This is a genomic window from Croceicoccus bisphenolivorans (assembly GCF_001634625.1).
Lineage (GTDB): Bacteria > Pseudomonadota > Alphaproteobacteria > Sphingomonadales > Sphingomonadaceae > Croceicoccus > Croceicoccus bisphenolivorans.
Map to the genome: position 1 here is coordinate 1 of NZ_LRSE01000024.1, position 22,502 is coordinate 22,502.

The 22,502-nt window shown below is 56.2% G+C and carries 22 protein-coding genes and 2 pseudogenes; 16 read left to right on the forward strand and 8 right to left on the reverse strand.

Annotated features, from left to right (window positions below):
• Positions 1 to 79: 79 nt before the first annotated feature.
• Positions 80 to 1,105, forward strand: coding sequence for a sensor histidine kinase (locus tag A7A77_RS16260; protein ID WP_156500634.1), 1,026 nt, complete (start codon positions 80 to 82; stop codon positions 1,103 to 1,105).
• A 3-nt stretch (positions 1,106 to 1,108) separates the two neighbouring features.
• Here the strand turns inward: A7A77_RS16260 and A7A77_RS18400 are convergent.
• Positions 1,109 to 1,404 (reverse strand): annotated as a pseudogene (locus tag A7A77_RS18400) (plasmid stabilization protein).
• Positions 1,405 to 1,670: 266 nt separating this feature from the next.
• Here A7A77_RS18400 and A7A77_RS17630 point away from each other — a divergent pair.
• The gene (locus tag A7A77_RS17630) at positions 1,671 to 1,889 is read left to right on the forward strand and encodes a hypothetical protein (RefSeq protein WP_082836211.1); all 219 of its coding nucleotides are present in this window, start codon (positions 1,671 to 1,673) and stop codon (positions 1,887 to 1,889) included.
• A gap of 574 nt (positions 1,890 to 2,463) precedes the next feature.
• Here A7A77_RS17630 and A7A77_RS16265 read toward each other — a convergent pair.
• Positions 2,464 to 2,733, reverse strand: a complete 270-nt coding sequence (locus tag A7A77_RS16265; protein WP_066560760.1) for an usg protein — start codon at positions 2,731 to 2,733, stop codon at positions 2,464 to 2,466.
• Complete coding sequence (locus A7A77_RS16270) at positions 2,730 to 2,963, reverse strand: hypothetical protein (protein ID WP_066560763.1); 234 nt, start codon at positions 2,961 to 2,963, stop codon at positions 2,730 to 2,732. The genes A7A77_RS16265 and A7A77_RS16270 overlap by 4 nt, the downstream gene beginning before the upstream one ends.
• Before the next feature lie 262 nt (positions 2,964 to 3,225).
• Between A7A77_RS16270 and groES the strand changes: the two genes are divergently transcribed.
• From groES to A7A77_RS16305, 7 genes are all read left to right on the forward strand, one after another.
• Complete coding sequence (gene groES / locus A7A77_RS16275; RefSeq protein WP_066560769.1) at positions 3,226 to 3,540, forward strand: co-chaperone GroES; 315 nt, start codon at positions 3,226 to 3,228, stop codon at positions 3,538 to 3,540.
• 53 nt (positions 3,541 to 3,593) lie between these two features.
• Positions 3,594 to 5,213 (forward strand): chaperonin GroEL, encoded by a 1,620-nt coding sequence (gene groL / locus A7A77_RS16280; RefSeq protein WP_066560773.1) that lies wholly within the window; start codon positions 3,594 to 3,596, stop codon positions 5,211 to 5,213.
• A 157-nt stretch (positions 5,214 to 5,370) separates the two neighbouring features.
• On the forward strand, positions 5,371 to 5,562 hold the full coding sequence (locus tag A7A77_RS16285; protein WP_066560826.1) for a DUF465 domain-containing protein: 192 nt from the start codon (positions 5,371 to 5,373) through the stop codon (positions 5,560 to 5,562).
• Between the two features lie 254 nt (positions 5,563 to 5,816).
• Complete coding sequence (locus A7A77_RS16290; protein ID WP_172799935.1) at positions 5,817 to 6,293, forward strand: Hsp20 family protein; 477 nt, start codon at positions 5,817 to 5,819, stop codon at positions 6,291 to 6,293.
• Between the two features lie 113 nt (positions 6,294 to 6,406).
• Positions 6,407 to 6,898, forward strand: a complete 492-nt coding sequence (locus A7A77_RS16295) for an Hsp20/alpha crystallin family protein (protein ID WP_245638524.1) — start codon at positions 6,407 to 6,409, stop codon at positions 6,896 to 6,898.
• A gap of 275 nt (positions 6,899 to 7,173) precedes the next feature.
• Positions 7,174 to 7,806 carry a PilZ domain-containing protein gene (locus A7A77_RS16300; RefSeq protein WP_172799936.1) on the forward strand — a complete coding sequence of 211 codons (633 nt, stop codon included), beginning with the start codon at positions 7,174 to 7,176 and terminating at the stop codon, positions 7,804 to 7,806.
• A gap of 23 nt (positions 7,807 to 7,829) precedes the next feature.
• A complete protein-coding gene (locus A7A77_RS16305; RefSeq protein WP_066560784.1) occupies positions 7,830 to 8,126 on the forward strand; it encodes a hypothetical protein in 297 nt (98 codons plus the stop codon).
• Positions 8,127 to 8,189: 63 nt separating this feature from the next.
• Here A7A77_RS16305 and A7A77_RS16310 read toward each other — a convergent pair whose 3' ends face one another.
• A complete protein-coding gene (locus tag A7A77_RS16310) occupies positions 8,190 to 8,978 on the reverse strand; it encodes a GGDEF domain-containing protein (protein ID WP_216635607.1) in 789 nt (262 codons plus the stop codon).
• A gap of 1,104 nt (positions 8,979 to 10,082) precedes the next feature.
• Positions 10,083 to 12,332, reverse strand: a complete 2,250-nt coding sequence (locus tag A7A77_RS16320) for a glycosyltransferase (protein ID WP_066560794.1) — start codon at positions 12,330 to 12,332, stop codon at positions 10,083 to 10,085.
• A gap of 1,124 nt (positions 12,333 to 13,456) precedes the next feature.
• Between A7A77_RS16320 and bcsS the strand changes: the two genes are divergently transcribed.
• Complete coding sequence (gene bcsS, locus A7A77_RS16325) at positions 13,457 to 14,137, forward strand: cellulose biosynthesis protein BcsS (protein WP_066560796.1); 681 nt, start codon at positions 13,457 to 13,459, stop codon at positions 14,135 to 14,137.
• A gap of 371 nt (positions 14,138 to 14,508) precedes the next feature.
• Here the strand turns inward: bcsS and A7A77_RS18600 are convergent, their stop codons facing one another.
• A complete protein-coding gene (locus A7A77_RS18600) occupies positions 14,509 to 14,916 on the reverse strand; it encodes a PilZ domain-containing protein (RefSeq protein WP_082836210.1) in 408 nt (135 codons plus the stop codon).
• 802 nt (positions 14,917 to 15,718) lie between these two features.
• Here A7A77_RS18600 and A7A77_RS16340 point away from each other — a divergent pair.
• The 4 genes from A7A77_RS16340 (at position 15,719) to A7A77_RS16355 (ending at position 20,056) form a co-directional block, all read left to right on the forward strand.
• Positions 15,719 to 18,103, forward strand: coding sequence for a bifunctional diguanylate cyclase/phosphodiesterase (locus tag A7A77_RS16340; RefSeq protein WP_156500635.1), 2,385 nt, complete (start codon positions 15,719 to 15,721; stop codon positions 18,101 to 18,103).
• A gap of 231 nt (positions 18,104 to 18,334) precedes the next feature.
• Complete coding sequence (locus tag A7A77_RS16345) at positions 18,335 to 18,976, forward strand: PilZ domain-containing protein (protein ID WP_066560808.1); 642 nt, start codon at positions 18,335 to 18,337, stop codon at positions 18,974 to 18,976.
• A gap of 17 nt (positions 18,977 to 18,993) precedes the next feature.
• Positions 18,994 to 19,374, forward strand: coding sequence for a hypothetical protein (locus A7A77_RS18030; RefSeq protein ID WP_156500636.1), 381 nt, complete (start codon positions 18,994 to 18,996; stop codon positions 19,372 to 19,374).
• Between the two features lie 82 nt (positions 19,375 to 19,456).
• Positions 19,457 to 20,056, forward strand: a complete 600-nt coding sequence (locus tag A7A77_RS16355) for a PilZ domain-containing protein (RefSeq protein ID WP_066560814.1) — start codon at positions 19,457 to 19,459, stop codon at positions 20,054 to 20,056.
• A 638-nt stretch (positions 20,057 to 20,694) separates the two neighbouring features.
• Here A7A77_RS16355 and A7A77_RS18410 read toward each other — a convergent pair.
• Positions 20,695 to 20,910 carry a hypothetical protein gene (locus A7A77_RS18410; protein WP_066560816.1) on the reverse strand — a complete coding sequence of 72 codons (216 nt, stop codon included), beginning with the start codon at positions 20,908 to 20,910 and terminating at the stop codon, positions 20,695 to 20,697.
• Between the two features lie 85 nt (positions 20,911 to 20,995).
• On the opposite strand from A7A77_RS18410, the gene A7A77_RS18415 reads away from it, so the two are divergent.
• Positions 20,996 to 21,646, forward strand: coding sequence for a hypothetical protein (locus A7A77_RS18415; RefSeq protein WP_245638525.1), 651 nt, complete (start codon positions 20,996 to 20,998; stop codon positions 21,644 to 21,646).
• A 164-nt stretch (positions 21,647 to 21,810) separates the two neighbouring features.
• Here the strand turns inward: A7A77_RS18415 and A7A77_RS18605 are convergent.
• A pseudogene (locus tag A7A77_RS18605) lies at positions 21,811 to 22,002 on the reverse strand (helix-turn-helix domain-containing protein); the annotation flags it as partial.
• Positions 22,003 to 22,122: 120 nt separating this feature from the next.
• Between A7A77_RS18605 and A7A77_RS16370 the strand changes: the two are divergent.
• Entirely contained in the window at positions 22,123 to 22,416 is a 294-nt protein-coding gene (locus tag A7A77_RS16370) for a hypothetical protein (RefSeq protein ID WP_156500639.1), read from the forward strand.
• The last annotated feature ends 86 nt before the right edge of the window (positions 22,417 to 22,502 follow it).

The following is a 22,502-nucleotide window of genomic DNA, read 5'->3' on the forward strand; positions in this document are numbered from 1 at the left end:
CGAGTTGTGCCAAATGTTCTGACGACGGACAGCTTCCCACGTCACTCGGGATAACCCTCGTGCGCGGAGGGGACCGAATTTGATCAGACTTCCCACGGTCGAGCGCGCTATTCTGCGTCGCAAATCAAGAGCTGAAGTGGCTCTCTGGACGGCCGTATCCGTCGTAATTCCTACGGCAATGCGACTGGTGATTGACGGTGGCGAGGCGGGCGTGCCGTTCGTAACATATTTTCCGGCTGTCATTCTGGCGGCCCTGTTTATTGGTTGGCGATCGGCAACCTTGACGGCGATATTCTCAGCGATCATCGCCAATCGGCTTTTTCGACCTGAACTTCCTGTTTGGGACTTCGACTTCGCTGATTTTATCATGGCAGGACTTTTTGCGATCTCATGCGCCATTCTCATTAACGTTGGACACATTGTCAGACAGCTGCTCGAAGCGGAACATTCAGCCAGAGATCGCGAAGAGATGCTCAACGCGGAATTGCGGTACCGAGTACGGAACATGCTGACAGTCATCCAGTCTCTGGCCGCCAGCACCCTTCGGTACTCGGGCCCGGATCAGTTCCTCTCCACATTTTCCCAACGAATTAATGCGTTGTCCAAAGCCACCGAACTCGTAACAAGCACAGAGCGTGACGCGCAGTCGATAGGTGAAATCGTAAGAACAACGATTGAACCCTTTCAATCCGACGGCAATTTTCGAGTCAATGGTCCAGAACTCAAGGTTCCTAATGCGGCATGCGTCCCTTTGGCGCTTGCGTTACATGAGTTGTGCACCAATGCCGTCAAATACGGCTCTCTTTCGAACTCCGACGGTAGTGTGACCATTACCTGGGAGGGAGCCCATTCCGACGATCAGGTGGAGATCACATGGAAGGAGGCCGGCGGTCCGATTGTTAAACAGCCAACCAGGATAGGCATGGGCTCGGGTCTGTTGCGCCCAGGTAGGGGGTTGGATTCGGTTACGCTTGAGTTTCTTCCTGGCGGGGTCGAATGCGGGATTTGCCTTAAGGCTATGTCGGGGAGCGTCGATCGCTATGGAGACCGTGCGGAGATGAAGCATGTCCCGACCGAGGAGCCTGCGGTCGAGGAGGCCATTTAGATTTCAGGCATTGCCATTCTTACGCCGTGTTTCCCAACCTTTTTTTGCTGCTTTTGACCGCTTCTCATCGCTCTGGCTCGAGCCACCCTTCTTGCCCCCTTTCCGTGAACTTTCGTGGCTGTCCTTTTTGCTGCGCCCCGATCCGGATTTGTTGCCCCCGCCGGATTCCTTGTTCGCCGTAGCCCACGCTCCACGTTCGGCCTCCTCATGCCCACGCCTTTGTTCTCGTATCCTTCTTCTATATGCTCGGCTTTGCGCTTCTGCTTGTCGATATAGCTGGATTTGTCCCCTTGAGGCATGGCAACTCTCCTCTGTGATTCAGGCCTTCGCCTCAGAGCGAGTGTTTGCGGTGTCGCTGACCTGATGTTTCAGCGAAGCCCCCGAGCTTACGTTCCTTCGATGTTGCGAGGCGTGCAGAACGCACGACAAATTGTGGTCACAGTAAACCTTTAAGCCAAATTCGAGCTTGCAATCGTGCGATATCCTGATCACTCTATTGGCACGCGGAAACGAGTCTCTAATAGAAAGTCCAGAGCTGAATCAGCTTTGGACAAGGGAGGGTTTTGTGCAGCACTTCAAGCTGGTTTTTCATGCAGAGCGGGGCAAATCCTGCAAGTCTATTGAATTTGATGCTCTGGATGCTGCCGCGGCGCTCATTCACGCTCATAAGGAATCGCCAGATCGATCTGCCGAACTCTGGAGCGGGGATCGCAAGCTTTGTTCAATTCGTCGCGTTCCTGTTTTGGAGACTGATATCTGGCAGATAAAAACAACCGCGTCCTGATATTCAATTTTAGCATAAAAGAAGGCAGCCCCGAATGAAGCTGCCTTCCCAAGGGATCCACCCAGCGGAAACTAAAGGGTGGCATTCCCTCTAGCTTCGACCCAGTCGAAACCTAATTTTGCAACGCCGCTTGTGCGCGAAAGTTCCCGAACGCAGACTAGCAACAACCCGAACGGCTGCGTCAACGGGCCTGTTTGCGCCGCCAGACCGCCATGGCATCGCCAGACAACACTTCGCCAGTTGCCGCTTCCAAGCATACGGGGAATGCTCGTCGACGCCCACTCGCTCAGAATCGTTCACAACCAGATACGAAGGTGATCTAGGCCACCACGTCACGCTTGAATGCGTCGCTGAAATTGGGCTTCCCATCGTTGTCCCCTGTCCTCAAATTTGGGAAAGAAGGCGTCCACCAATATAGGGGCTATTCACTGGGCCGGAAACCGACTGGCAGATTTCAGTGCGAGAGAATGGGAAAGCTGCCTATCAAGTGGGCGAAGGTTTCTAGATTTTACTAGTCAGCAGTTCGTTTCCATTAGCATGAATACGGGCCTGCAAGCCCAATCACACGGCTCTGCTACTCCCACGAGATCACGCCGTCCGCCGAACGCCAGCTCGCTGGCCGGATCATTTTCTCATGGGCGATTCGGACTGACCTTATCTCCGCCTCGATCGCCCGCCGCCAATGGGCGAGGAAATCGAACAGCACCGGAAAATCCGGTGCTGCATCGTATTCCTGCCAGGCATAAATCTGCAGGAGCGAGGGGTGATCCGGCATGAAATAGCAGATTTCTGCCGTGGTCAGCCCGTATCCTTCCAGCTGAACCAGGAAAGCGCGGTCGGTCATTGCAGTGTGGGCTGGCTGTCTGGGCCGTCGAGCGAGCGCAGTGCCGCGAATACGTCGTCAACGGAAACCGGACCTTTGAGTTCGGGGGGCTGCCGCATCGCTGGCTGGTTTTCGACGGCATGCCGGTCGGATGCCCAGGAAGCCAGGATGGCTCGTTTCACTTCGGGCTTAAGCGAGGGATGATGCGCTACATCGAATGGATGCAGGTAGCACGCGAATGGTTGCGACATAGGACCATCCTCCTTTCTGCCTTGCCGCTTATTACTCACTGCAGATTGCTCCGCTCAGGATATCTTGTGAGTCGATTTTAGGCCGTCAAGACCCTGATAACGCGTCCGGAAAAACCCATTGGCAGTCGCAATCGGCGAGTGCCAAAAAATTTGATTTGGACCTCTTGAAGCCGTTTTCGGCAAAACTAGATCGCCTAATGTCTCCTGCCGATCATCCGGGGGAGGCGCTGTAAGTCATTTCGCTTTGTAATGGAGGTTATGCATGCATTTCCGACCTTTGCACGACCGCGTGCTGGTTCGCCGTATCGAGGCCGAAGAAAAGACGGCCGGCGGCATTATCATCCCTGACACCGCCAAGGAAAAGCCGATGGAAGGCGAAATCGTCGCCGTTGGCCCGGGTGCGCGTGACGATGCCGGGAAGCTGGTGGAACTCGCCGTCAAGGCGGGCGACCGCATCCTGTTCGGCAAGTGGTCCGGCACCGAAGTGCGAATCGACGGCGAGGACCTGCTCATCATGAAGGAGAGCGACATTCTCGGCATCATCGAAACCACCGCCGAACTCAAGAAGGCGGCGTAAGCAATCAACCCAATCTTCAGTTCAATCGAAAGAAGAGAAAGGAGCAGGCCAAAATGGCTGCGAAGGAAGTAAAATTTGCGTCAGACGCGCGTGATCGCATGCTGCGCGGCGTGGATACGCTTGCAAATGCGGTCAAGGTAACTCTCGGCCCCAAGGGTCGCAACGTGGTGATCGAGAAGAGCTTTGGCGCCCCGCGCATTACCAAGGACGGCGTCACCGTCGCCAAGGAAATCGAACTCAAGGACAAGTTCGAGAACATGGGCGCGCAGATGCTGCGCGAAGTCGCCAGCAAGCAGAACGACAAGGCGGGTGACGGAACAACCACCGCCACAGTTCTCGCCCAGGCAATCGTTCGTGAAGGCGCCAAAGCTGTGGCTGCCGGGATGAACCCAATGGACCTGAAGCGAGGTATCGACCTTGCTGTCGGATCCGTGGTCAAGGACCTCGAAAGCCACGCCAGGAAAGTATCGGCCAACAGCGAGATTGCGCAGGTCGCGACTATCTCTGCCAATGGCGACGAAACCGTCGGCCGCATCCTTGCCGAAGCGATGGAGAAAGTCGGCAACGAAGGCGTGATCACGGTCGAGGAAGCCAAGAGCCTCGAGACAGAGCTCGAAACGGTCGAGGGCATGCAGTTCGATCGCGGCTACCTCTCGCCCTATTTCGTGACCAATGCCGAGAAGCTAAAGGTGGAACTCGAGGATCCGTACATCCTCATTCACGAGAAGAAGCTGTCGAACCTGCAGGCGCTGATCCCGCTGCTCGAACAGGTCGTGCAGTCGGGCAAGCCGTTGCTGATCATCGCGGAGGACGTCGAAGGCGAAGCCCTTGCTACCCTTGTGGTCAACAAGTTGCGCGGTGGCCTGAAGGTCGCGGCGGTCAAGGCACCCGGCTTCGGCGATCGCCGCAAGGCCATGCTGGAGGATATTGCCATCCTCACCGCCGGCAATGTGGTCAGCGAGGAACTCGGCACCAAGCTGGAAAATGTCACCATCGGCATGCTCGGCCGGGCCAAGAAGGTCATCATCGACAAGGATAACACGACCATCGTCGATGGTGCCGGCAACAAGGCCGACATCGACGCCCGGGTCAGTCAGATCCGTGCCCAGATCGAGACCACGAGTAGCGACTACGACCGGGAAAAACTGCAGGAACGCGTGGCCAAGCTGGCGGGCGGCGTGGCCGTGATACGTGTCGGCGGCGCGACCGAAGTCGAAGTCAAAGAGCGCAAGGACCGCGTCGATGACGCGCTGCACGCAACCCGTGCGGCTGTCGAAGAAGGCATCTTGCCCGGCGGCGGTATCGCGCTGCTGCGTACCCTGAAGTCGCTCGACGGCCTCAAGGCAGCCAATGAAGACCAACAGTCGGGTATCGACATCGTCCGCCGCGCGCTGCGCGCGCCGGCACGTCAGATCGCCGAGAACGCCGGCGAGGACGGTGCCTATATCGTCGGCAAGCTGCTCGAGGGCGACGACTACAACCATGGGTTCAACGCCGCGACCGGCGAATATGAAGACCTGGTGAAGTCGGGCGTTATCGATCCGGCCAAGGTGGTGCGCACAGCGCTGCAGGATGCGGCTTCGGTCGCCTCGCTGCTGATCACCACCGAGGCGCTGGTGGCCGAACTGCCCAAGGAAGACACGCCCGCACCGATGCCGGCGATGGACTTCTAACACGGTGTGGAGAGCGCGGTATCACGCTGCGCTCTCTCATCCTCCAGTGCACGGCAGTGCTGCTTAGCTGCCAGCACACGCTGTTCGAAACAAGGCAGGCTCCGAAAACGGCGACATCAGAAAATCGGTCTAATGTCTAATGAGAGAGGAGGAGATGATGACCGACAGGTATCTGGAGTACCTTTCACGCGAACATGCGCGACTGGAGGACGAGATCCGGCTGGAAAGCAAGCGAACCCGGCCTGACGAAGTTCTGATTGCCCGCCTGAAGAAGCTCAAACTGGCGCTCAAGGACCAGATGCAAAGCTGGGCTTCCGATCACGCGAGCAGCGGTCGGCTGACCGCGTAGGAACGGACTGCGTCCTACCACATATTGTCCTGGAAGAAGGCCAGGCGCCCCTCTATCGGTGTGTCTGGCTTTCTCTTACAAGGCACTGAAAACAAACCGATAAAAAGTTTTTATCAGGTCTTGAAACCAAATACGCGTTTCCCAATTTCGTTAACACCGGATGCCATAACGGGTCCGGTTGGACATTAGGGCGTCAGCTCTTTCGTTCGCTGACGCTTCTCGTGCCCAGATTGCTCAACAAGGAGGATTTGGAAATGAGAACTGCATTTGATTTGACCCCGTATCGCCGCTCGACGGTCGGTTTCGACCGGCTCTTCGATGCGCTCGAGAACAGCTTCCGCGCTGAGACGCAGGATAGCTACCCGCCCTTCGATATCGTCCGTACCGGCGAGGACAACTACAGGATCACCCTGGCGGTGGCCGGCTTCTGTCCGGACGAAATTGACATCACTGCACAGCAGAACCAGCTTGTCGTCTCCGGACAGAAGAGAGAGAAGGACGAAGACGGTGTCGAATTCGTTCACCGCGGTATCGCTGCCCGCGCGTTCGAGCGCCGGTTCCAGCTGGCCGACTATGTCGAAGTGCGCGATGCGGACTACGAGCACGGCATGTTGACGATTTCGCTCCAGCGGATCGTCCCGGAATCGCTCAAGCCACGCAAGATCGCCATCGGAAGCGGTGAGCATGTCAATGACGACACGCCGCAGCTGACCGAAGACAAGGCGGCCTAAGCCTTAATCACCGGGCAAATCCTCGGCGGGGTGGGTGCAATCGCGCCTGCCCCGCTTGACGAAGCTTTGCCTGAACCAGTCGGAAAATAGGAGGAATGTCGAGATGGCTATTCGTGATCTCATCCCCTGGAAAAAGCCAGGGCCAGGACATCGCTCCCCGGCAGGAGGAGCGGGTCGATCATCCGGTGATGTCGCTTCATCGGGATATCAATCGCTTGTTCGACGACATGTTTCGCGGGTTTTCCATGCCCTCGCTGCCGTCCATCGGACGCAGTCTTGGCTGGCCGCGGGTCGAATTGTCGGAGAACGACAGGGAAATCCGGGTCACGGCCGAGTTGCCGGGCATGGAGGAAAAGGACATCGAAATCAGCCTCGACGATCAACAGCTCGTGATCCGGGGCGAAAAGAATTCCGAAACCAGCGACGAGGAACGAGGCTATTCCGAACGCAGCTATGGCCGCTTCCAGCGTCGCATAGGCCTGCCTTCGCTGATCGACGAGGACAAGGTCGAGGCGGCTTTCCGTAATGGTGTTCTGACCGTTACGGTTCCGCGCACCGCAGAAGCGGCAAAGGGACTCAAGATGATCCCGATCAACGCCGGTTAATGGCAGCCGTGAGGGCCGGTCTCACCAATCGGATCGGCCCTTCGTCGTGCATCAGCTTCACGGTTCGAATGTCTAATTTGCTGGGACAATGAAATGCGGAGTTGACCGGTACCGCAATTAGACCAGCATCGAATCCGAGTGTCCGAAAAAATTGTAAAGAAATTAACTCTTATCAATAACCTGCTGATTACAGATGTCATCTAACCGTCGCATTGCCAAGTGCGGCAGTTGGAGCAGAGATAATGGCAAGCGATCAGGACGATATCGGGAACGCAGTGGATCTTCGCAGCGACGAACGCCAGCAATCTGTTTATCGTCCCGCCCTGATCGAGACAGACGGGTTTTCCGGCTTCTGCATGGTCAGGAACCTTTCAAGCAGGGGCATGAAAGCTGATGCATATGCAGAGCTTGATACCGGACAGCGCGTGGTCGTGGAATTGTCTCACATTCAGCGTGTCGATGGCCAGATCATCTGGTCGGATGGCTCGAATGTCGGGATTCGGTTCGATCGGAAGATTGACGTTCCTTCGGTGCTTCTCGGTACCGAGGGACTGCCGGACAGCATTGCCAACAGCCGCCCACCGAGGCTCACTATCGGCTGTACCGCAAGCGTTTCAACCGAACGCGGCGAAATACCGGCGTGGGTGAGCGACGTATCGCAGCGAGGCCTGAAAGTCGTCATCTCCGGCGTGGCAAAGGGTGAAGAAGTGCATGTGCTTCTACCCCATCATCATGTGAAGAAAGCGATCGTACGGTGGACGCAGGAAGGTGCCGCAGGCCTGAATTTCGTGGCGCCCATGAAGTACTGCGAACTCGCGGAATGGGCGATCCGTGTGCAGGAGGAACGGCTCAACCGCCCCGTCAACCCGCTGATCGAGCGGCTGCGCGAAGCTAGAAGAAGCGCCTGAATTCTGTGACGCGGAGCAAGTTGATGCATGAGATTCTTGGCCTGGAACATGATTCTCCCGACCACCTGATCGACCTCAAGTACCTTGAAAAAATCGAGAGACTGGCGGTGGCGCCAGGCGACTTCGATACTGCCAAAGCGGTAGAACTCGACGCTTTGACCACAGCACGTTCAATCTTGAAGGATCCGCAGTTGCGTGCTGCTGCAATCGCTATTGAGGACCACTGCAATGCATGCAGTTGGTTAGCGCAGGTCGGATCGCCGAGAGCGCCTGCTCTATGTTTCCAGACATGCCCGAGGATCAGGCTTGGCTTGCACTGAAGGTGCCGCAACCTGTGCATTGAGTCGGTCGATTTGGCCAACCGTCCATTTGGCAATCCGCGGTTACGCTGGCGCCCGTACACTGGAACGTATCGGGGTGCCATCCGGCTGATCGATTGTGCTTTCGGCCCGATCGGATCGCCCGTCTTCGATCCCATAGATGCCTACCGAAAAGCCGGCCTGAGCTCTTTTGGCCCGGTACATCAGGGCGTCGGCTGCTTTCAGCTCTTTGTCGATCTCCCGCGGCCCGGGTGGCAGTAACAGGATCCCCCAACTGCAGGGCAGTGACCCGTTCCCTGACGGATTCCCCGCATTTGTCTCCTCGTTGAGCCTATCGGCAATTAGCCGCCCGTTTTCCGGGCTTCCAATCTTCATGAACACAACGAACTCATCACCGCCGAGCCGAGCGAAAATATCGCCGCTGCGGATCGATCTGCGCACGGACGCCGCAAACGCCTTAATACCCTTGTCTCCGGTCTCGTGACCGTACACATCATTGAGGCGCTTCAATCCATCCAGATCCCCATAGGCCAGCGCACACCAGTCATTCTTGTGATCGGCACCTTCGATTGTTTCGAAGAACGCTTGCCGGTTGAGTCCGCCCGTCAGAAGGTCGATTCTCGCGAATTTCCATTCGCGCTCGCTGGAACGACGGGCTATCACTAGAAACGAGACGATCATAAATATGCAAAGGGCGCGGATGGCGAGATTGGCGATCGCGAATTGGGTACCGTACGGGTAAAGGCTCGCGCCGTTTAGTGCCCAGTTGAGTGCGATCACGATCGCTCCAAGCCCGACCGCAAGGACGCCGCTGATCGTCCACGCTGCGAAAGCCACCAGAAACAGGTACACGGGACCCATCCAGACGGTGGGTGGGGACGCAATGTCTGCCGAGACTGCAAGTGCAAATCCTATCCCGATCACGCCATATGCGGTGCGCTTCGGCAAATAGAACAGAAACGACCGCCTGAGGGTCAGGTCATGCTTTCGGCTGGCGCGTCTTTCAACCCATCCTGATTTCGTCATGGCCCCGACAACGACTAGCTGGCTTTTGCTGCATGTCGCAGGCTTGCGCCGGAACCGCAAGAGGCGCTCAGTACAATTCCTCTCGATCAACGGTTCTACAATGGCCTAGTTTCTGCCGTGGCCACCGGAAAGTTATGCATGTTCCATGAACTGCTAGCCATCCCCGAGGGATCGGCGAAGGGGCCGGACGAGGTATAAAGTACCGCTCGTTGTCACCGGGCTTGACGACGGTTTTGCTGGCAGGAAGCCTGCCAAACCGCTCAGCTCATAGTAGATGGCGTACGGTATCCCTACCCTGTTCGGCAATGAAGGCGCCGGCAGAAGCTCCTCGCGTGCATTCCAGATGACGGCGATTCCTTTTGAGGAAGCCGCCTAATCGGGTCCCTTCAAAGTTCGTCGGTATGAGCGGACTGACGTATCCGTCTCGCTCTCACGCAGTCGGGGAACGATGGCGTTTGGAATTCTGGCGACAGAAGCACATCGTACAGGTGGGAATGCCGTATCACACAAGCGAGACGATATATCCGATCGCGCTCCAGAGGAGCAGGGAAAGTCCGAGTCCATTGAGTAGACCCTTCGCCGAAAGGCCGTCGTGAACGTCTTCGAGTAGCGGCGCATTCGGCTTAAGGGCGCAACCCAGCATCAGCTGAGATTCGACTGCACGCTGCAATGAGGCAGGGGCAAGGTGAGACGGATCGAAAATGAAGGCGTCGTGATCAACTCTCATATTCATCCTTTAGCTCCCTCCTGAATGATTGAGTTGATATAAAGAAGAGATTAAGCATTCGTTTACGTATGTTGGATCCCCCGGCATCGCCATCTGGCTGCCTTTTGCCGACCGGGGTAATGCCGAAGGAATGATCCGCCGACGCGGTGTCAATCTCCGAGCAAGAGTCAACTTTCGGGATGCCGTTGCCCTAGCCTCGTGGTTCACGCGGCTTCAGGCCGCATCCAGGCTGGCTCCCGGTGATAGCCGGGGAAACTGAGGTTTTTGCCCCGGTGAAGGACGGCAAGGTGCAAAGTTCCGCCGCCCGATGTATACGAACGATAGCCGGCCAATGACAGATCTTGATGCATTTCCGCATTCTGGCCAATGGCTAAGACAAGTTCGTTGGTGCGGAGGAAGGGTTTGAGCGAAAGAACCCGAAAGACTTCACCTTCCTGGCGGACTATGCAGTCATGCGACCCCTTGTCAGCGCCTGTGAGTATGCCAGTTTGCCAACTGCGTTTGATTGGCTTGCTGCAGAACAGACGATGGAAGAAACGTATGATGTACGGGGTCGTGCGGATTTCGGCCCAACCGTTTACGTCCCACTGCAGCGCATTGCCGTAGAGAAATGAATTAAGCAGGTCTGCGCCCGAATCCCTTGGCCATTCGAAGCGCACCGAGATCCGGCGGGTTGCTTGCCCCCTGACGAAGCTCTGGTCATCCATCACCTTGCCGACGAAATCCAGATCGCCGCCCGGTAGCGCCAGTTTGCCACGGATGGTTCCGGTTAATGGCTTTGCAGAGCTGAAATTGAAGCTGAAGCCGTTGGACGAAATCTCATCGGCTATCACCGGTTGCACGTCCCGGTTCCCGTCGGCTTCAATCGTTGCTCTCAAGGGTATGGAGAAGCGGTGATCCGAGCGGCGCTGTCGCGATCTCCGCGATGCGAAGCGAATCGCTCTGATGGCAATGATCGAGACGAGAGTTGCCCAGATCACATTGGCAAAAAACGCACCGGCTGGCAGATAAGATGAGGTCGCGAACTGGTAGGCTCCTGCTGGGATTGAAAGGACTGCAGCGGCCGCGATCAGGAGTTGTGGCCACAACCCCCAAATACCTGACCTGGACTTCAGATCTTTCGGTGTTACCTTGAATTTCCAGTTTATCGGCACTGCGATCGCAAGCGTGGCTCGAATGAACGTGTAGAATCGAAGAAAATTGTATTCTTCCATCGACAGGCTTTTCGAATACCCGCGGCTGAAAATTTCATTGACCAGAATTCCGGACAACAGCCAGAGTGCAAATATTGTCATGAATGGAACGCCGGTCCAGATGATCGGCATTCGCCCGGTCAGCAATACGGCAATAGGCATCATGTAGACGATCGCCTTCTGCCAACCTTCGAAATATGTGATCGCGGAAGTGAAGTAGGCAATGCGCTGGCTGAGTTTCAGGCCGCTAGCAGTGAGGATCCTTTCCTTGCGCCAGACTTGCATTGCGCCGCGCCCCCAGCGCAGGCGCTGTGTCTCGTATTGTTCAAGATCCGTGGGGGACAGTCCGAAGGCGAGCGCCTCGGCATGATAGACTGCCGACCACCCTCGCTTGTGAAGGCGCAGAGAGGTGTGCATGTCTTCAGTAATCGTACCTGTCGCAAAGCCGCCGATATCCTCCATGGCGGAACGGCGAACGATGGCGCAGCTCCCGCAGAAGAACGTCGCGTTCCAGAAGTCCTTACCGGCCTGAATCACGCGGTAGAACAGGGTCTGTTCATGCCAGGCTTCGGCTTCCTTTTCGGATGCTCTATGCTGGAAGGAGTCGACGTTATAGAAATCTTGTGGTGTTTGCACCAGCGCGACCGACGGATCTAGAAAATAGCCCAGAGTCCTCTCGAGAAATTCTGGAGCTGGTGCATGGTCGCAATCGAAAACCGCAATAAAATCCGCATCTGATTGTTTCAGTGCATTGTTGAGATTTCCGGCCTTCGCGTGCACCCGTTCCTGCCGGCTCAGATAGCGCGCACCCAGTTCCAGCGTCAGCCTTTTGATTTCTGGCCGATCGCCATCGTCGAGGAGCCAGACATGTCGACAATGCCTGACCTGGTTTGCGGCGAGAATCGAATGCCGCAAGATCGATTCCGATTCGTTCCACGTTGTAAGAAAGATATCAGCGACGACATCCGGCGGTACCGGCGGAGCATGTCGCTCCACAAGGCACCAGGTTGATATAACGTGTAACGCCAGGGTGAGTGTACCAAACAACTCGGCTGCAAGTAGCAGCGTGGAAAGCAGGGGCGCAGCGGGGTTCCAGAGAGGGATGCGGTACGTGAAATAGACGCAGGTGATCACAACGAATGTGACAAGCGCTGCCTTTCCAAGCGGCGGAATTGCGTGGAGCTTAACATTGCCGGCGCCATGCTTCACTTTGTTGTTTGTTGGCGTCCCCGACGGTTCGAATGAAAAGTTGCCGTACATAAGTCATTGATCCGCCACATAACTACAGATCAGCGAGTTTAACGTGTTCTTGGTTAAAAATTTGTTGTCACCATTGACCAACTTGAGCACTGCGGGCGCGCCCACGGGCGAGAAGCAGTTTCGATTTGGTCGCTACCAAATTGCGCGCCTTTTCCTCTGATCCCTTGAGCTCGATGCGTTCCCCCAAAGATAAAGTGTCGACCGGATAAAGGACTGCGTGTCCTTGCTTGCAAGGTTTGACAAGCTGCGCTCCGCAGGAGGGGGGGCTGGTTTGTGACGAACGGCAGTGCGATAGATGTTGCTGGAGTCGCAACACCGATAAGCCCATGCGATGGGAATTGCCGGGACCACCACTATGCTCTGCTAGTTAGCATGATTGAACCTGAAACCGTGATCGGACGAAGCGCGCGTCAGCGCGAAGAGCGGATTTTTTCGGCTGGTTGCAGGCGGTCACATAACGTCGCTATGTCTGGTGGCGAGCTGCAACGAATCAGGCGGCGGCTATCCCGCCGCAATCTTTGTGGAGTGAACATTTTGATTTTCACCCGGACCGTCGGCATCAGTTGTCTGAGCCGTTCTGCGCTCGCCCGTACTGGCCAATGACCTTGGGTTGACGGCCGATCTCGTACAACGCATGACTTGGACATGATTTCTAAAAAATTTTGACAAGTTTCCGCCGGGCACCGGCTAACCTGGCAATGCAGCGATTACCATGGTGAAGAACTCCTTCCAACGACCGCAACGCCGATCAGTAGTGTACTACGCCCCCTAAGCACCAGAAGGCACGCATGCGATGCCGCGGACCAACTTGTCGGCCATTATCTATCGCATCGGCGTCGGAACTGTCGACGGATGAGAGCGCTGATCAGCCTGCAACGCGAGTAACGAAGCATTGCTCATGCTGAGATCGCCTCACTTGCGCAGCGCCGATGACAAAGGCGCAGTATCGGCGATGAGGTCAGCCAGATAACGGTGTAGTAGACGTCGTCGTTCATATGGCCGTTGATAACGCGGCCAGATATCCTGAGGGAAGGTCGGAAATCGATTAGGCTAGTATCAATTGGTCTGATGCACGGGATTACGTTCAAATGCGTTCAGGATTTTTGTACGCTTTAGCAAGCCCTATGTTTGGCGCTGCATACTTCGGATTTGCTGCTCCGGCCATTGCGCAGGAAGCAGCCGATGACGGCGTCGTCTATGCTGGTGCGACGGTTGGGGACGGATACAATGCCTATGCCGGAGCGCTGGTTGCAATGCCGGGCGCATCGCTGGGCAACGGCCTTGCCGTTCGCGGCGGCGTCTCGCTGGGCGAGTACCGTTATGATAGCGGCGGCACGCGGATAAAGGCTGAGTACAGGTCTGTGGAACTGGCGCTCGTCTATCAGACATCGGGTGCGTGGGGCTGGGCCAATTTTTCCGCGGGCCCGCGTCTAACCGACACGAAAACCGATCCGGTGGACCAGAACAACCGGCGCGAAGGCACGCGCGCCGACGGTGCGCTGACTACCGATGGCGGGCTGGGTAACGAGTGGCGGCTGGGCTGGTTTGCGTCCTATGATGTCGGGGACGAGGCTTATTATACGCAGCTGCGTTTCGGACCGCTGCTCGATGCATCCTCGCAAACCCGCATCGGTTTCGAAGGCAGCCTTCAGGGGGACGAGACTTACGATCGGCATGCTCTGGGCCTGTTCGCGTCGACAGCTGTTGCGCGCAACATGGAGTTGCGCCTGTCGGGCGGCGTGGGGAAGACCGGCGGGCGAGGCAAGGATGGCTATGCGGCCATTGCGATAAGCCGTCTGTTCTGACTACCGACTACTTGCCGACTGACCGATATCGAAAGCAGGCTGGGTGCCCTTCGCGCGCGATTCAGGGAGCGGCTGGGCAAAGAACTGGACCGGCTTGCAGGTTCGGTGGCCGGTCAGATCGGCTTGATGGATTGCGCCGCACTCGATCCTGTCACAGAGCGCCGCCACAACCTTCGCGGCATTGCCGACAGTCTAGGGATATGGCCGTCTCGGATACGGCGCGCGAGCTGATACAGGCGCTCGAGGACGAACCACCACAAGCGGGAACGCAGGGCATGCCGAGACAGGTCTTGGCGACCTTTGCGAAGCTCGTGCGCGTTATGCGGTGTTCGACACGGATGGTCGGCTTCATCGATAATGAGATCATTGTATTAGATGTTCATCATGCTCGGTCTAAGGTGCGCTCGCAAACGCGGAAGTGCCCTTCCAAAGCGATCACTCGGAGCATTCCTTGTGAGGTGGGATGCCTTTGCACTGAAGCCAAGGAAGCTGACCACCGCCTCGTGCAGGCAGCTATCGAACTTGATTCCGACGAATGCGTTCCTGTCCCATACGACAATGCCCGAAGTCCTGATGCCATTGTCGACCTTAATGTTTACCCGGTCAGCGATCGAGAGTCGGTTTCTCGGAATTTCCAGCATGCATCCACCGACGGACACGTTCGCCAGTACCGCACTGAACTGGTGACCGCCCGCACGGCATTCAACGCGGTGACTTGATTTCACCCGATCATATTGACGTTTGACGATACGCTGGCGGACTGCCCTGGTTTGTTCCATTTTCTTTCCCTGAAGCCCGATCCGGGCGCGTAAACGAATCACAGAATTTTCATCACTGCCCGATGGCGGGTCACGGACGGCCTAGGTCCAGGTAAGAATTGCAACCCCTCCAGTTTCAATTGCGTCGCGAGAAGACCAATTCGCGGGACTGACTGGACATGAGCGAAGTTTCAGAGCCCACGCTTCGTCTCGTCACATGCCATCATATTCGCCATCGTCAGTATGGAGTGTTAGCGGGTGCGGTTAACACCAAATTATCCATAAATTGGCCTTGATCACGAATGCACGGCATTTGGCATTTGCCCGAAAGCAATCTCCCGACCCCTGCTATATTCAGTGTGATCGCCACTCGCGGCTAGCGAACTGGCGCTTATGTAATCCGAATCCCCTCGAGCGTATTGCCAGCATTGGCATCGTTTTCACTCTTTCATGTTGCCGAAGTCCCGTGTCGTCGCGGGATCCTGGCAGTTCTGGAAAACTTTCCTGGAGCAAGTGCAAACTAGATTCGCCAACAATCCAGCGCGGAATCAAAGGGGTATCAGTGGGGCACCCTCAGTCTTGCGTATCCAGGAGGCGCAAAAGGCGGGTTTTGTCAGGCCGGGTCTGGGGCTGATCGATCGGCAATGAACTTTCAGCAGCCCCGTTTACGCCGCGATAATGATTCGATGTTAACCATCAAGACGAAGGCGCAAGCAGGCTGCTGCCACGATAACTGCTTGGGGGTATTCTCAGTGACGAAACAAGACGGAACCGATTGGTGCTCTGCGATAGCCGGGGCTTTTGCCGAGTCTCCAAGACTGGAATGTGGCGCGGCCTCACCCCTTGCGATCGATGGGCGAGCCAGCGCAACCAGTCCCTTCCAGGCAGCACCGAAGTTTGGGATGCAAGGCCGGTCCTTGCCGGGGGCGCAGTGATGGGGGCTGGTGTCAGAGCAATTCCCAGAACCTCTTATCGCATTGTCGCCGGAGCCTCGGCTATCAGCGCGCTGATCGTCCTGCTCGTGATCGCGCTCCTGGCCTGGTCATCGAACGCTGCTGACCGTATCTCCCGCGAACGAGATGAAGAAATCGCAAAGACGGTTCTTACGCAAAGTGTTGACCGAATTGCGCACGCACAAGAGTCCTCGACAGTCTGGGATGATGCGGTCAACGGATTGCGCCAGCGGCCACTGGATTTCGATTGGATCGACCTCAACCTGGGGACTTGGTTCTGGGACTACTCGGGGTTCGACGAGGTCTATATCGTCGATCCGGAGGATGCACCGCTATATGCGATGCAGGGAGGCAAGCGGATCGATCCGAGCAGCTTTTCTCGGATCAGGTCAACAGTTCTTCCCACCATGCAACATGTGCGAACCGTAGCGAAATCGGAGGCTGCGGATAGCATTCCCCCTGGCATGTTGAGCGTAGGGGCGTCTGACATCGTGAAGATCGAGGGTCGCCCTGCGATCCTGAGCGTCAAGCCGGTCGTGTCGGACAGCGGAGAAATCAAACAGCAAGCCGGTACCGAATACCTGCATCTGAGTGTGATATTCCTCGACCGCGGCTATTTCGGGCAGCTGAGCGGGCTATATGGCCTTGCCGATGCGCAATATCGACCGACCGACTACCTGAAGCACGGAGAAGCTAACGTGGCCCTCACCGGAAGTGGTGGTGCCGTGGTCGGTTACCTCGCTTGGAAGCCACTGGCTCCAGGAAGGGATGTGATCACAACAATAGGACCAGCCTTGTTGGCAGGAGCGCTGCTGTGCTTTGGCCTGATCGCATTCCTGGGAACGCACCTCAGTCGGCGCGACATCGATCTCCATGCCAGTCGAGCACAAGCCGAGCATATCGCCTTCCATGATGTTTTGACGGGGCTACCCAACCGGGCGCAGTTCGAGAAATCGCTGGAGGAGATGCTTCATCAGGAATCCGGTCCGGCGAAAGAGTTCGCTATTCTTTATATCGACCTAGATCGATTCAAGAATATCAATGACACCTTAGGGCATCCTGCCGGCGATGAACTGTTGAAGGAAGTTGCGAACCGTCTGCTTGCGATTGTCCGAAAGAGCGATGTGACGGCAAGACTGGGGGGCGACGAGTTTGCGCTCATTCTGAAGATGCCAGTCGGCGAAGCAATCATCGAATCCATATGTTCACGTATTGTGGCGAGCATTGCCGAACCGTTCGATCTGATGGGAACGAAGTCCTACATCGGGGCAAGTATTGGCGTCGCACGATCGCCAAAAGACGGTTCGGATAGTTTGGAATTGACCCGCAAGGCCGACATCGCACTCTATTCGGCGAAATCCGGCGGGCGCAATCGGTATGTCCTCTTCAAGGAGAGCATGGATGAAGCGGTGCAGTTCCGCGATCAGTTTAATTCGGATTTGCGCAGCGCAATTATCGATTGCGAAAGGCAGTTGCATCTAGCGTATCAGCCTATCGCAAATGCCACATCCGAAGCATTGACCGGTGTCGAGGCACTTGTGAGGTGGAATCATCCGGAAAAAGGTAAAATCAACCCCGGCACGTTTATCCAGTTTGCCGAGGAGTCGGGATTAATCGAAGAACTGGGCGAGTGGATTTTGCGTCAGGCGGTGACGGACGCCGCGAACTGGCCGGATCTGCGATTGGCGATCAACATTTCTCCCCTTCAAGCCCGCCAGAAGAACTTTGGCGAGAACATCATTCGCACTTTGAAGAGCGCCAATTTCGATCCGAACCGATTAGAGCTCGAGATCACGGAGAAGTCCTTGTTGGATGGCGACCCAGTGATTCTGAAAAACCTCAAGTATCTACGGAACAAGGGCGTCAAGGTTGCGCTCGATGATTTTGGGGTCGGACTCTCGTCATTGAGTCATATCAGGGACATCGAGGTCGATCGTATCAAGATCGATCGGTCATTTGTGACCGCGTCCACATCCGAGAAAGGTAGGGCGCTGGTCCAGGCGATCATCGGTCTGGCCTACGCCAATGATATTTCGGTAACTGCGGAAGGCATCGAAACGAAGGCGCAACTGGAGCACTTGCGACAAGTCGGCTGCGATGAAATCCAGGGATTTTACTTGTCTCGTCCTCTTTCCGTCTCACGCTTCATTAGGTGGCGTGAAGGAGGAGAGACGATCGCTGAGAGCGATCCCGAAACGCGTGCTGCACCGGATGACGGCGATCAATTGGAAGCTCGACATGCCATGGCGTGCTAGTTGTTGGGCTTACGCAAAGGCATAAGCGGCATCGTTTTTCGCAGATACGCACGGGCCGCGTTTGACGTGATCGCAGGCCGGACCCTCCCTTCCTTGTCCTCCCCCAAAAAGGACACTGTTGCAGCGCGCAGTCGTGTGCGCGTCGGAGCGCTGCATCATACCGAACCAGATCAGGACGCGACCTGCTGATGTGAATAATGCGTTTTAGCAGTTGGTTAACGCATAAGGGATATGGAACGGCTGAAGCATAATGGATGGGTTATGACGCAGCGTCAGCATATCAGGGTTCCGATCGGGCTTGCTGCGATTTGCCGGTATGGCAGCAGCTTTGAAGCCGCGATCACAATTGCTGATCTGAGTGAGGCGGGTTGCAGGATCTTGCAGGCGCCTACGTCCATGTTGCGGGGCGAAGCCATCGTCATCTCGTTCTCGGATTACGAATATATCGAAGCAAAAGTGCGTTGGCTTCGGGACGGCGAAGCAGGTGTTCAATTTCTGCGACCAATCGATCTGCTCGATCGCAACGCGCTGCAAAGAGCAAGCGAGCTGGCTCATCGTCCGCAGGCCGCCGATGAAGCTCACGGCTCAGCCGAGCCGAGGCACGTAACGGCGGTTCCAGACGAGTCTGCGTCCGAAATGACAGTTAATGACGACCATTTTGTCCTCAAAACTAACCCAGCCGGTAATGGTAATGCCGATGGCGCATCGGTCTCAAATGATATCCTGACGTCCGGTAGGCCTGCGCGCCTTCCGATCTCGGACATGACGCGTTTCACTACGTTCATCGAAGCCGCGCAAATGTGTGGTTTCCATGCGCTTGACGTCCATCTGACGGGCAAGGGTCTCAGTGTTCGACTGTTTTCGAATATTTGATCGCGGGAAATTGGGGCATGAACATGGCATCGATGGATGAACGGCGGCAGGTCAGGCAAGTGATCCACACCCAAGGCAATTTCCGTCGAGGGGTGGGAATAGGCCTCAAAGTGGAAGTGGCCAATCTCACCCAGCATGGGTGTTGCCTCTGTTCGATTCCGGGTAACCTTCGCAGAGGCGACTACCTTTCGTTGCGCCTTGCCGGCTTCGGGCCGATCGAGGGCGAGATCAAATGGCTTCATCTCGGCAAGGCTGCAGGCATGCAGTTCTACACGCCTCTCCATCAGGCCGTCTTCGATCACATCGTCGCCAGGCATCGCGTGGTCCGTGCGCGCCCCGACCAACCGTCGTCGCATATCGTTCAGCTTCGCGACGAGCTTGACCGACTACAGAATTAAAATCGAAAATACAGAGTGATATGCTGTAAGGCTAACCTTTGGCGCGGCAGTTTTCTGGTGACTAATGGTGCGGAGTTAAACATTGTCGGACGATTTTTTTGAAGAAGAGCGGCGCGTCGAGGTTCGGACCACGTCTGTTTACCGCCCGGCTCTTATCCAGACAGAAGATTTCTCCGGATTCTGCATGATCCGCGATATCTCGCCGGTTGGTGTCCGGGTCGAGGCTTTTGCGGCTATCGCAACCGGTCAGGACGTGACCGTTCAGTTCTCCGATACTTTCAAGACGCAGGGGCGCGTGATCTGGAATGAAGGGACCCAAATCGGTATCAGTTTCAAAACGGAAATCGATACTGCCGTCGTGCTGACAGGCAAGGGTGAATCGGAATGGAGCCGCAATACAAGGCCGCTGCGCCTCGATGTCGAATGTGATGCCTCGGTTAAGCTGGGCAGCGATGTCGTGCCCGTCAAGGTAAGGGATATTTCTCAGCGCGGCATAAAGATCGCAGCTTCGGGTTTGAGCGTGGGGGCATCGCCGCTGGTGATCATTCCCGGGCTTGAGCCCAAGCGTGCCACCGTGACCTGGACACAATACGGTATCTGCGGTCTGCATTTCAATGTGCCGATGCGATATGACGAACTGGCATCATGGGCGGTCCGCATCCGAACTGAAGCGGTGGACTGACGCCGGCGAGTCGTCGCCCGGTCGAATCTTAATAGGTGTAGTCCATCCTTGCCGAAAATTCTTACTGCACGTTTTGGCACCTGAGCTCCGGCTTGCGTCGGTAGGCTGCCTCGCCGAAAAATGCGTTGCAGCAAGGCCTTGCTGTGCTAGGCCGACGACATGGGACCTCTGGCAGAATTTGCGATCGCCGTAGTTTTCGGGACAGTCGGGCTATACACGACGCTGCTCTCCATTTCTGCCTATCGCAAGCACAGGCAGACGCGAGAGCTGGTACTGGCGGCATGCGGGTTGTTGCTGTGTATCCTTGGCGTTGCTGTCATCATAGTATGAGCCGATGGTGATGGCAGGCTTGAGGGTTATAGATTAACCCTTTGTGTTTACTACCGCTTCATGCCTCGAACTGTAGTTAGATTAAGATAACTGGCTCTGGTGGGAACGGTTATGAGCAGTCCGGTTGATCGTGCCCTTTGACCGGACTGCCGCCCTGCCGTCCTTCGGCGATCCAAGAGGTTCATGAGGTACCCCGCCGACATATTCAGGGTCCCCACTTCAAGGCCATTCCGTTCCGAAGCAAGCGGCCCGATTTTGCCAATGCACAATCCCATTGGCGTCGGACAGGATTGCCCGGCAACCGTGTTTTACGTGCCGCGCAGGTTATGACGATTGGCGAGAAACCATGAATAGGTCTGTTCGATGCCTTCGCGCAGCGAGGTGCTTGCCGTCCAGCCAAGACTGGAGAGGCGCGTCACATCCAGAAGTTTTCGCGGCGCGCCATCCGGCTTGCTCGTGTCGAAGCTTATGCGTCCGTCGAATCCGGTGACGCTGGTGTGAATCGGCGTGCAATTGGTGCCCACCTGACTCGGTGATCGGCGCCTAATCGGGGACCACACCCGGGTCATCCAGGTTCGTTGGCTATTTGGGCTGACGACGAGGCGGAGGATGACGACGGTGGAGACGATTGGACGGATCAGGCGTGCATATTTCGTGCAGCGGCAGTCGGTGCGGGAGATCGCGCGACGGTTGCATGTTTCCCGGAAGACGGTCAGGAAGGCGATCGAGGCCGATGACGGCAAGTTCAGTTACGATCGCACGGTACAGCCGAAGCCCAGGCTCGGCCCCTACGTTGCCGAACTCGAACGGTTGCTGGCGGAGAACGAGGGCAAGCCGCGGCGCGAACGGCTGACGCTGATCCGGTTGTTCGAAGCGTTGCGAGCCCAGGGATATGAAGGCGGTTACGATACGGTTCGCCGGCATGCGCGCCGCTGGCAGCGCGAGGAAGTCGGCCGCACGGCGACGGCGTTCGTGCTGCTGAATATGACCACAGGCAGTGGTTGTTTGAAAAGACATACTCCACGAGAGCCGAACTTGTTAAGGGCTGGGTGGCGGAATACGAGAATCCCAAGCCCTTCGATCACTGACCTAATGCGTTTGGGAAGTAGGCCAAGCTCAGAACTGGGGAGATTGATTTGCTGGTTAAGATCAAATCCAGCGATCTCCCGCGTGTTTTTGGCTACGACCTCTGGATTGGAGGTTAGGGTTGCAAAAAGTTCGGAAGGGAAAGACGGAGGGGCATCCCCAAGTGTTTCATAGAGATCAAGGGCAGAGTTCCTCATACCCTCAGCCCACCTCTGAACTTTTTTCAGCTCACGATGTTCTTCAGGCTTGGGCACATGGCGATGCAGCCTGAAATCAGGAACCAGCTCAGTCTCCGTAACCGGAGGTAGGGTTTTTCGGAAAAATTCAAGGAAGGCTCGGTCATATGCCTTGGCGAGGAGCCGTCCTTGCCGGACAGTGGGTATTCCCTCCCCTTCTTCCCATGCTTCCACATTTTCAGGGCTAGTTCCCGCCTTTTTCGCGGCCTCGTGAACCGTCAGTTCGGCAAATTCACGCGCCCAACGTAGCACCGTAGGGTTGTAGGGTAGCCGATGGGGAGCCTCTGCACTCATGCGCCCCTCCTACATGAGACAATGTCAAGGACAAATTGAAATCAGACGCGCCCGAACGCATTCTGCTTGACGAGATTCTTTCGAGTCACACATGCGTCAAGGGGATAATCGGGTAAAGTATTGATTCAATATTCTGAATTTAAAAAAGTTATAGAGAATATAACGGGTTTTGATCAAAATATTCTGCATGTCCATGCGGGGATGATGATTTTTGTCATCTTCTCAATTGTCGCCAGCAAGAGTCGCCGTTCGAAGTTGGCGGTTGTTGCCGTGATTGCCGCCGCGCTCGTTAACGAGATAATGGATTGGGCGGTTGGAAAAGCGGTCAACACAGGTGAGCCGGTTTCAGACATTGCCAATACGATATTCTGGCCGACGATGGTGTACATCTCGTCGAATATCAAGCGGACATGAAATTCTAGTGGTAAGCTGGGCGCGTTCGGATCAGCGGGTATAGCACATCGGAGTTAAGTAAGCGCTGTTTTCAGCCCACGTCGCCC

Bases quoted from the DNA above. Each gene is read 5' to 3' on its own strand.
- A7A77_RS16345 (WP_066560808.1), top strand. From the start codon at position 18,335: ATGGAACGGCTGAAGCATAATGGATGGGTTATGACGCAGCGTCAGCAT.
- A7A77_RS18030 (WP_156500636.1), top strand. From the start codon at position 18,994: ATGAACATGGCATCGATGGATGAACGGCGGCAGGTCAGGCAAGTGATC.
- A7A77_RS16265 (WP_066560760.1), bottom strand. From the start codon at position 2,733: ATGACCGACCGCGCTTTCCTGGTTCAGCTGGAAGGATACGGGCTGACC.
- bcsS (WP_066560796.1), top strand. From the start codon at position 13,457: ATGTTTGGCGCTGCATACTTCGGATTTGCTGCTCCGGCCATTGCGCAG.
- A7A77_RS16320 (WP_066560794.1), bottom strand. From the start codon at position 12,332: ATGTACGGCAACTTTTCATTCGAACCGTCGGGGACGCCAACAAACAAC.
- A7A77_RS16290 (WP_172799935.1), top strand. From the start codon at position 5,817: ATGAGAACTGCATTTGATTTGACCCCGTATCGCCGCTCGACGGTCGGT.
- A7A77_RS16305 (WP_066560784.1), top strand. From the start codon at position 7,830: ATGCATGAGATTCTTGGCCTGGAACATGATTCTCCCGACCACCTGATC.
- A7A77_RS18600 (WP_082836210.1), bottom strand. From the start codon at position 14,916: ATGGAACAAACCAGGGCAGTCCGCCAGCGTATCGTCAAACGTCAATAT.
- A7A77_RS18415 (WP_245638525.1), top strand. From the start codon at position 20,996: ATGACGACGGTGGAGACGATTGGACGGATCAGGCGTGCATATTTCGTG.
- A7A77_RS16270 (WP_066560763.1), bottom strand. From the start codon at position 2,963: ATGTCGCAACCATTCGCGTGCTACCTGCATCCATTCGATGTAGCGCAT.
- groES (WP_066560769.1), top strand. From the start codon at position 3,226: ATGCATTTCCGACCTTTGCACGACCGCGTGCTGGTTCGCCGTATCGAG.
- groL (WP_066560773.1), top strand. From the start codon at position 3,594: ATGGCTGCGAAGGAAGTAAAATTTGCGTCAGACGCGCGTGATCGCATG.
- A7A77_RS16340 (WP_156500635.1), top strand. From the start codon at position 15,719: ATGTGGCGCGGCCTCACCCCTTGCGATCGATGGGCGAGCCAGCGCAAC.
- A7A77_RS16285 (WP_066560826.1), top strand. From the start codon at position 5,371: ATGACCGACAGGTATCTGGAGTACCTTTCACGCGAACATGCGCGACTG.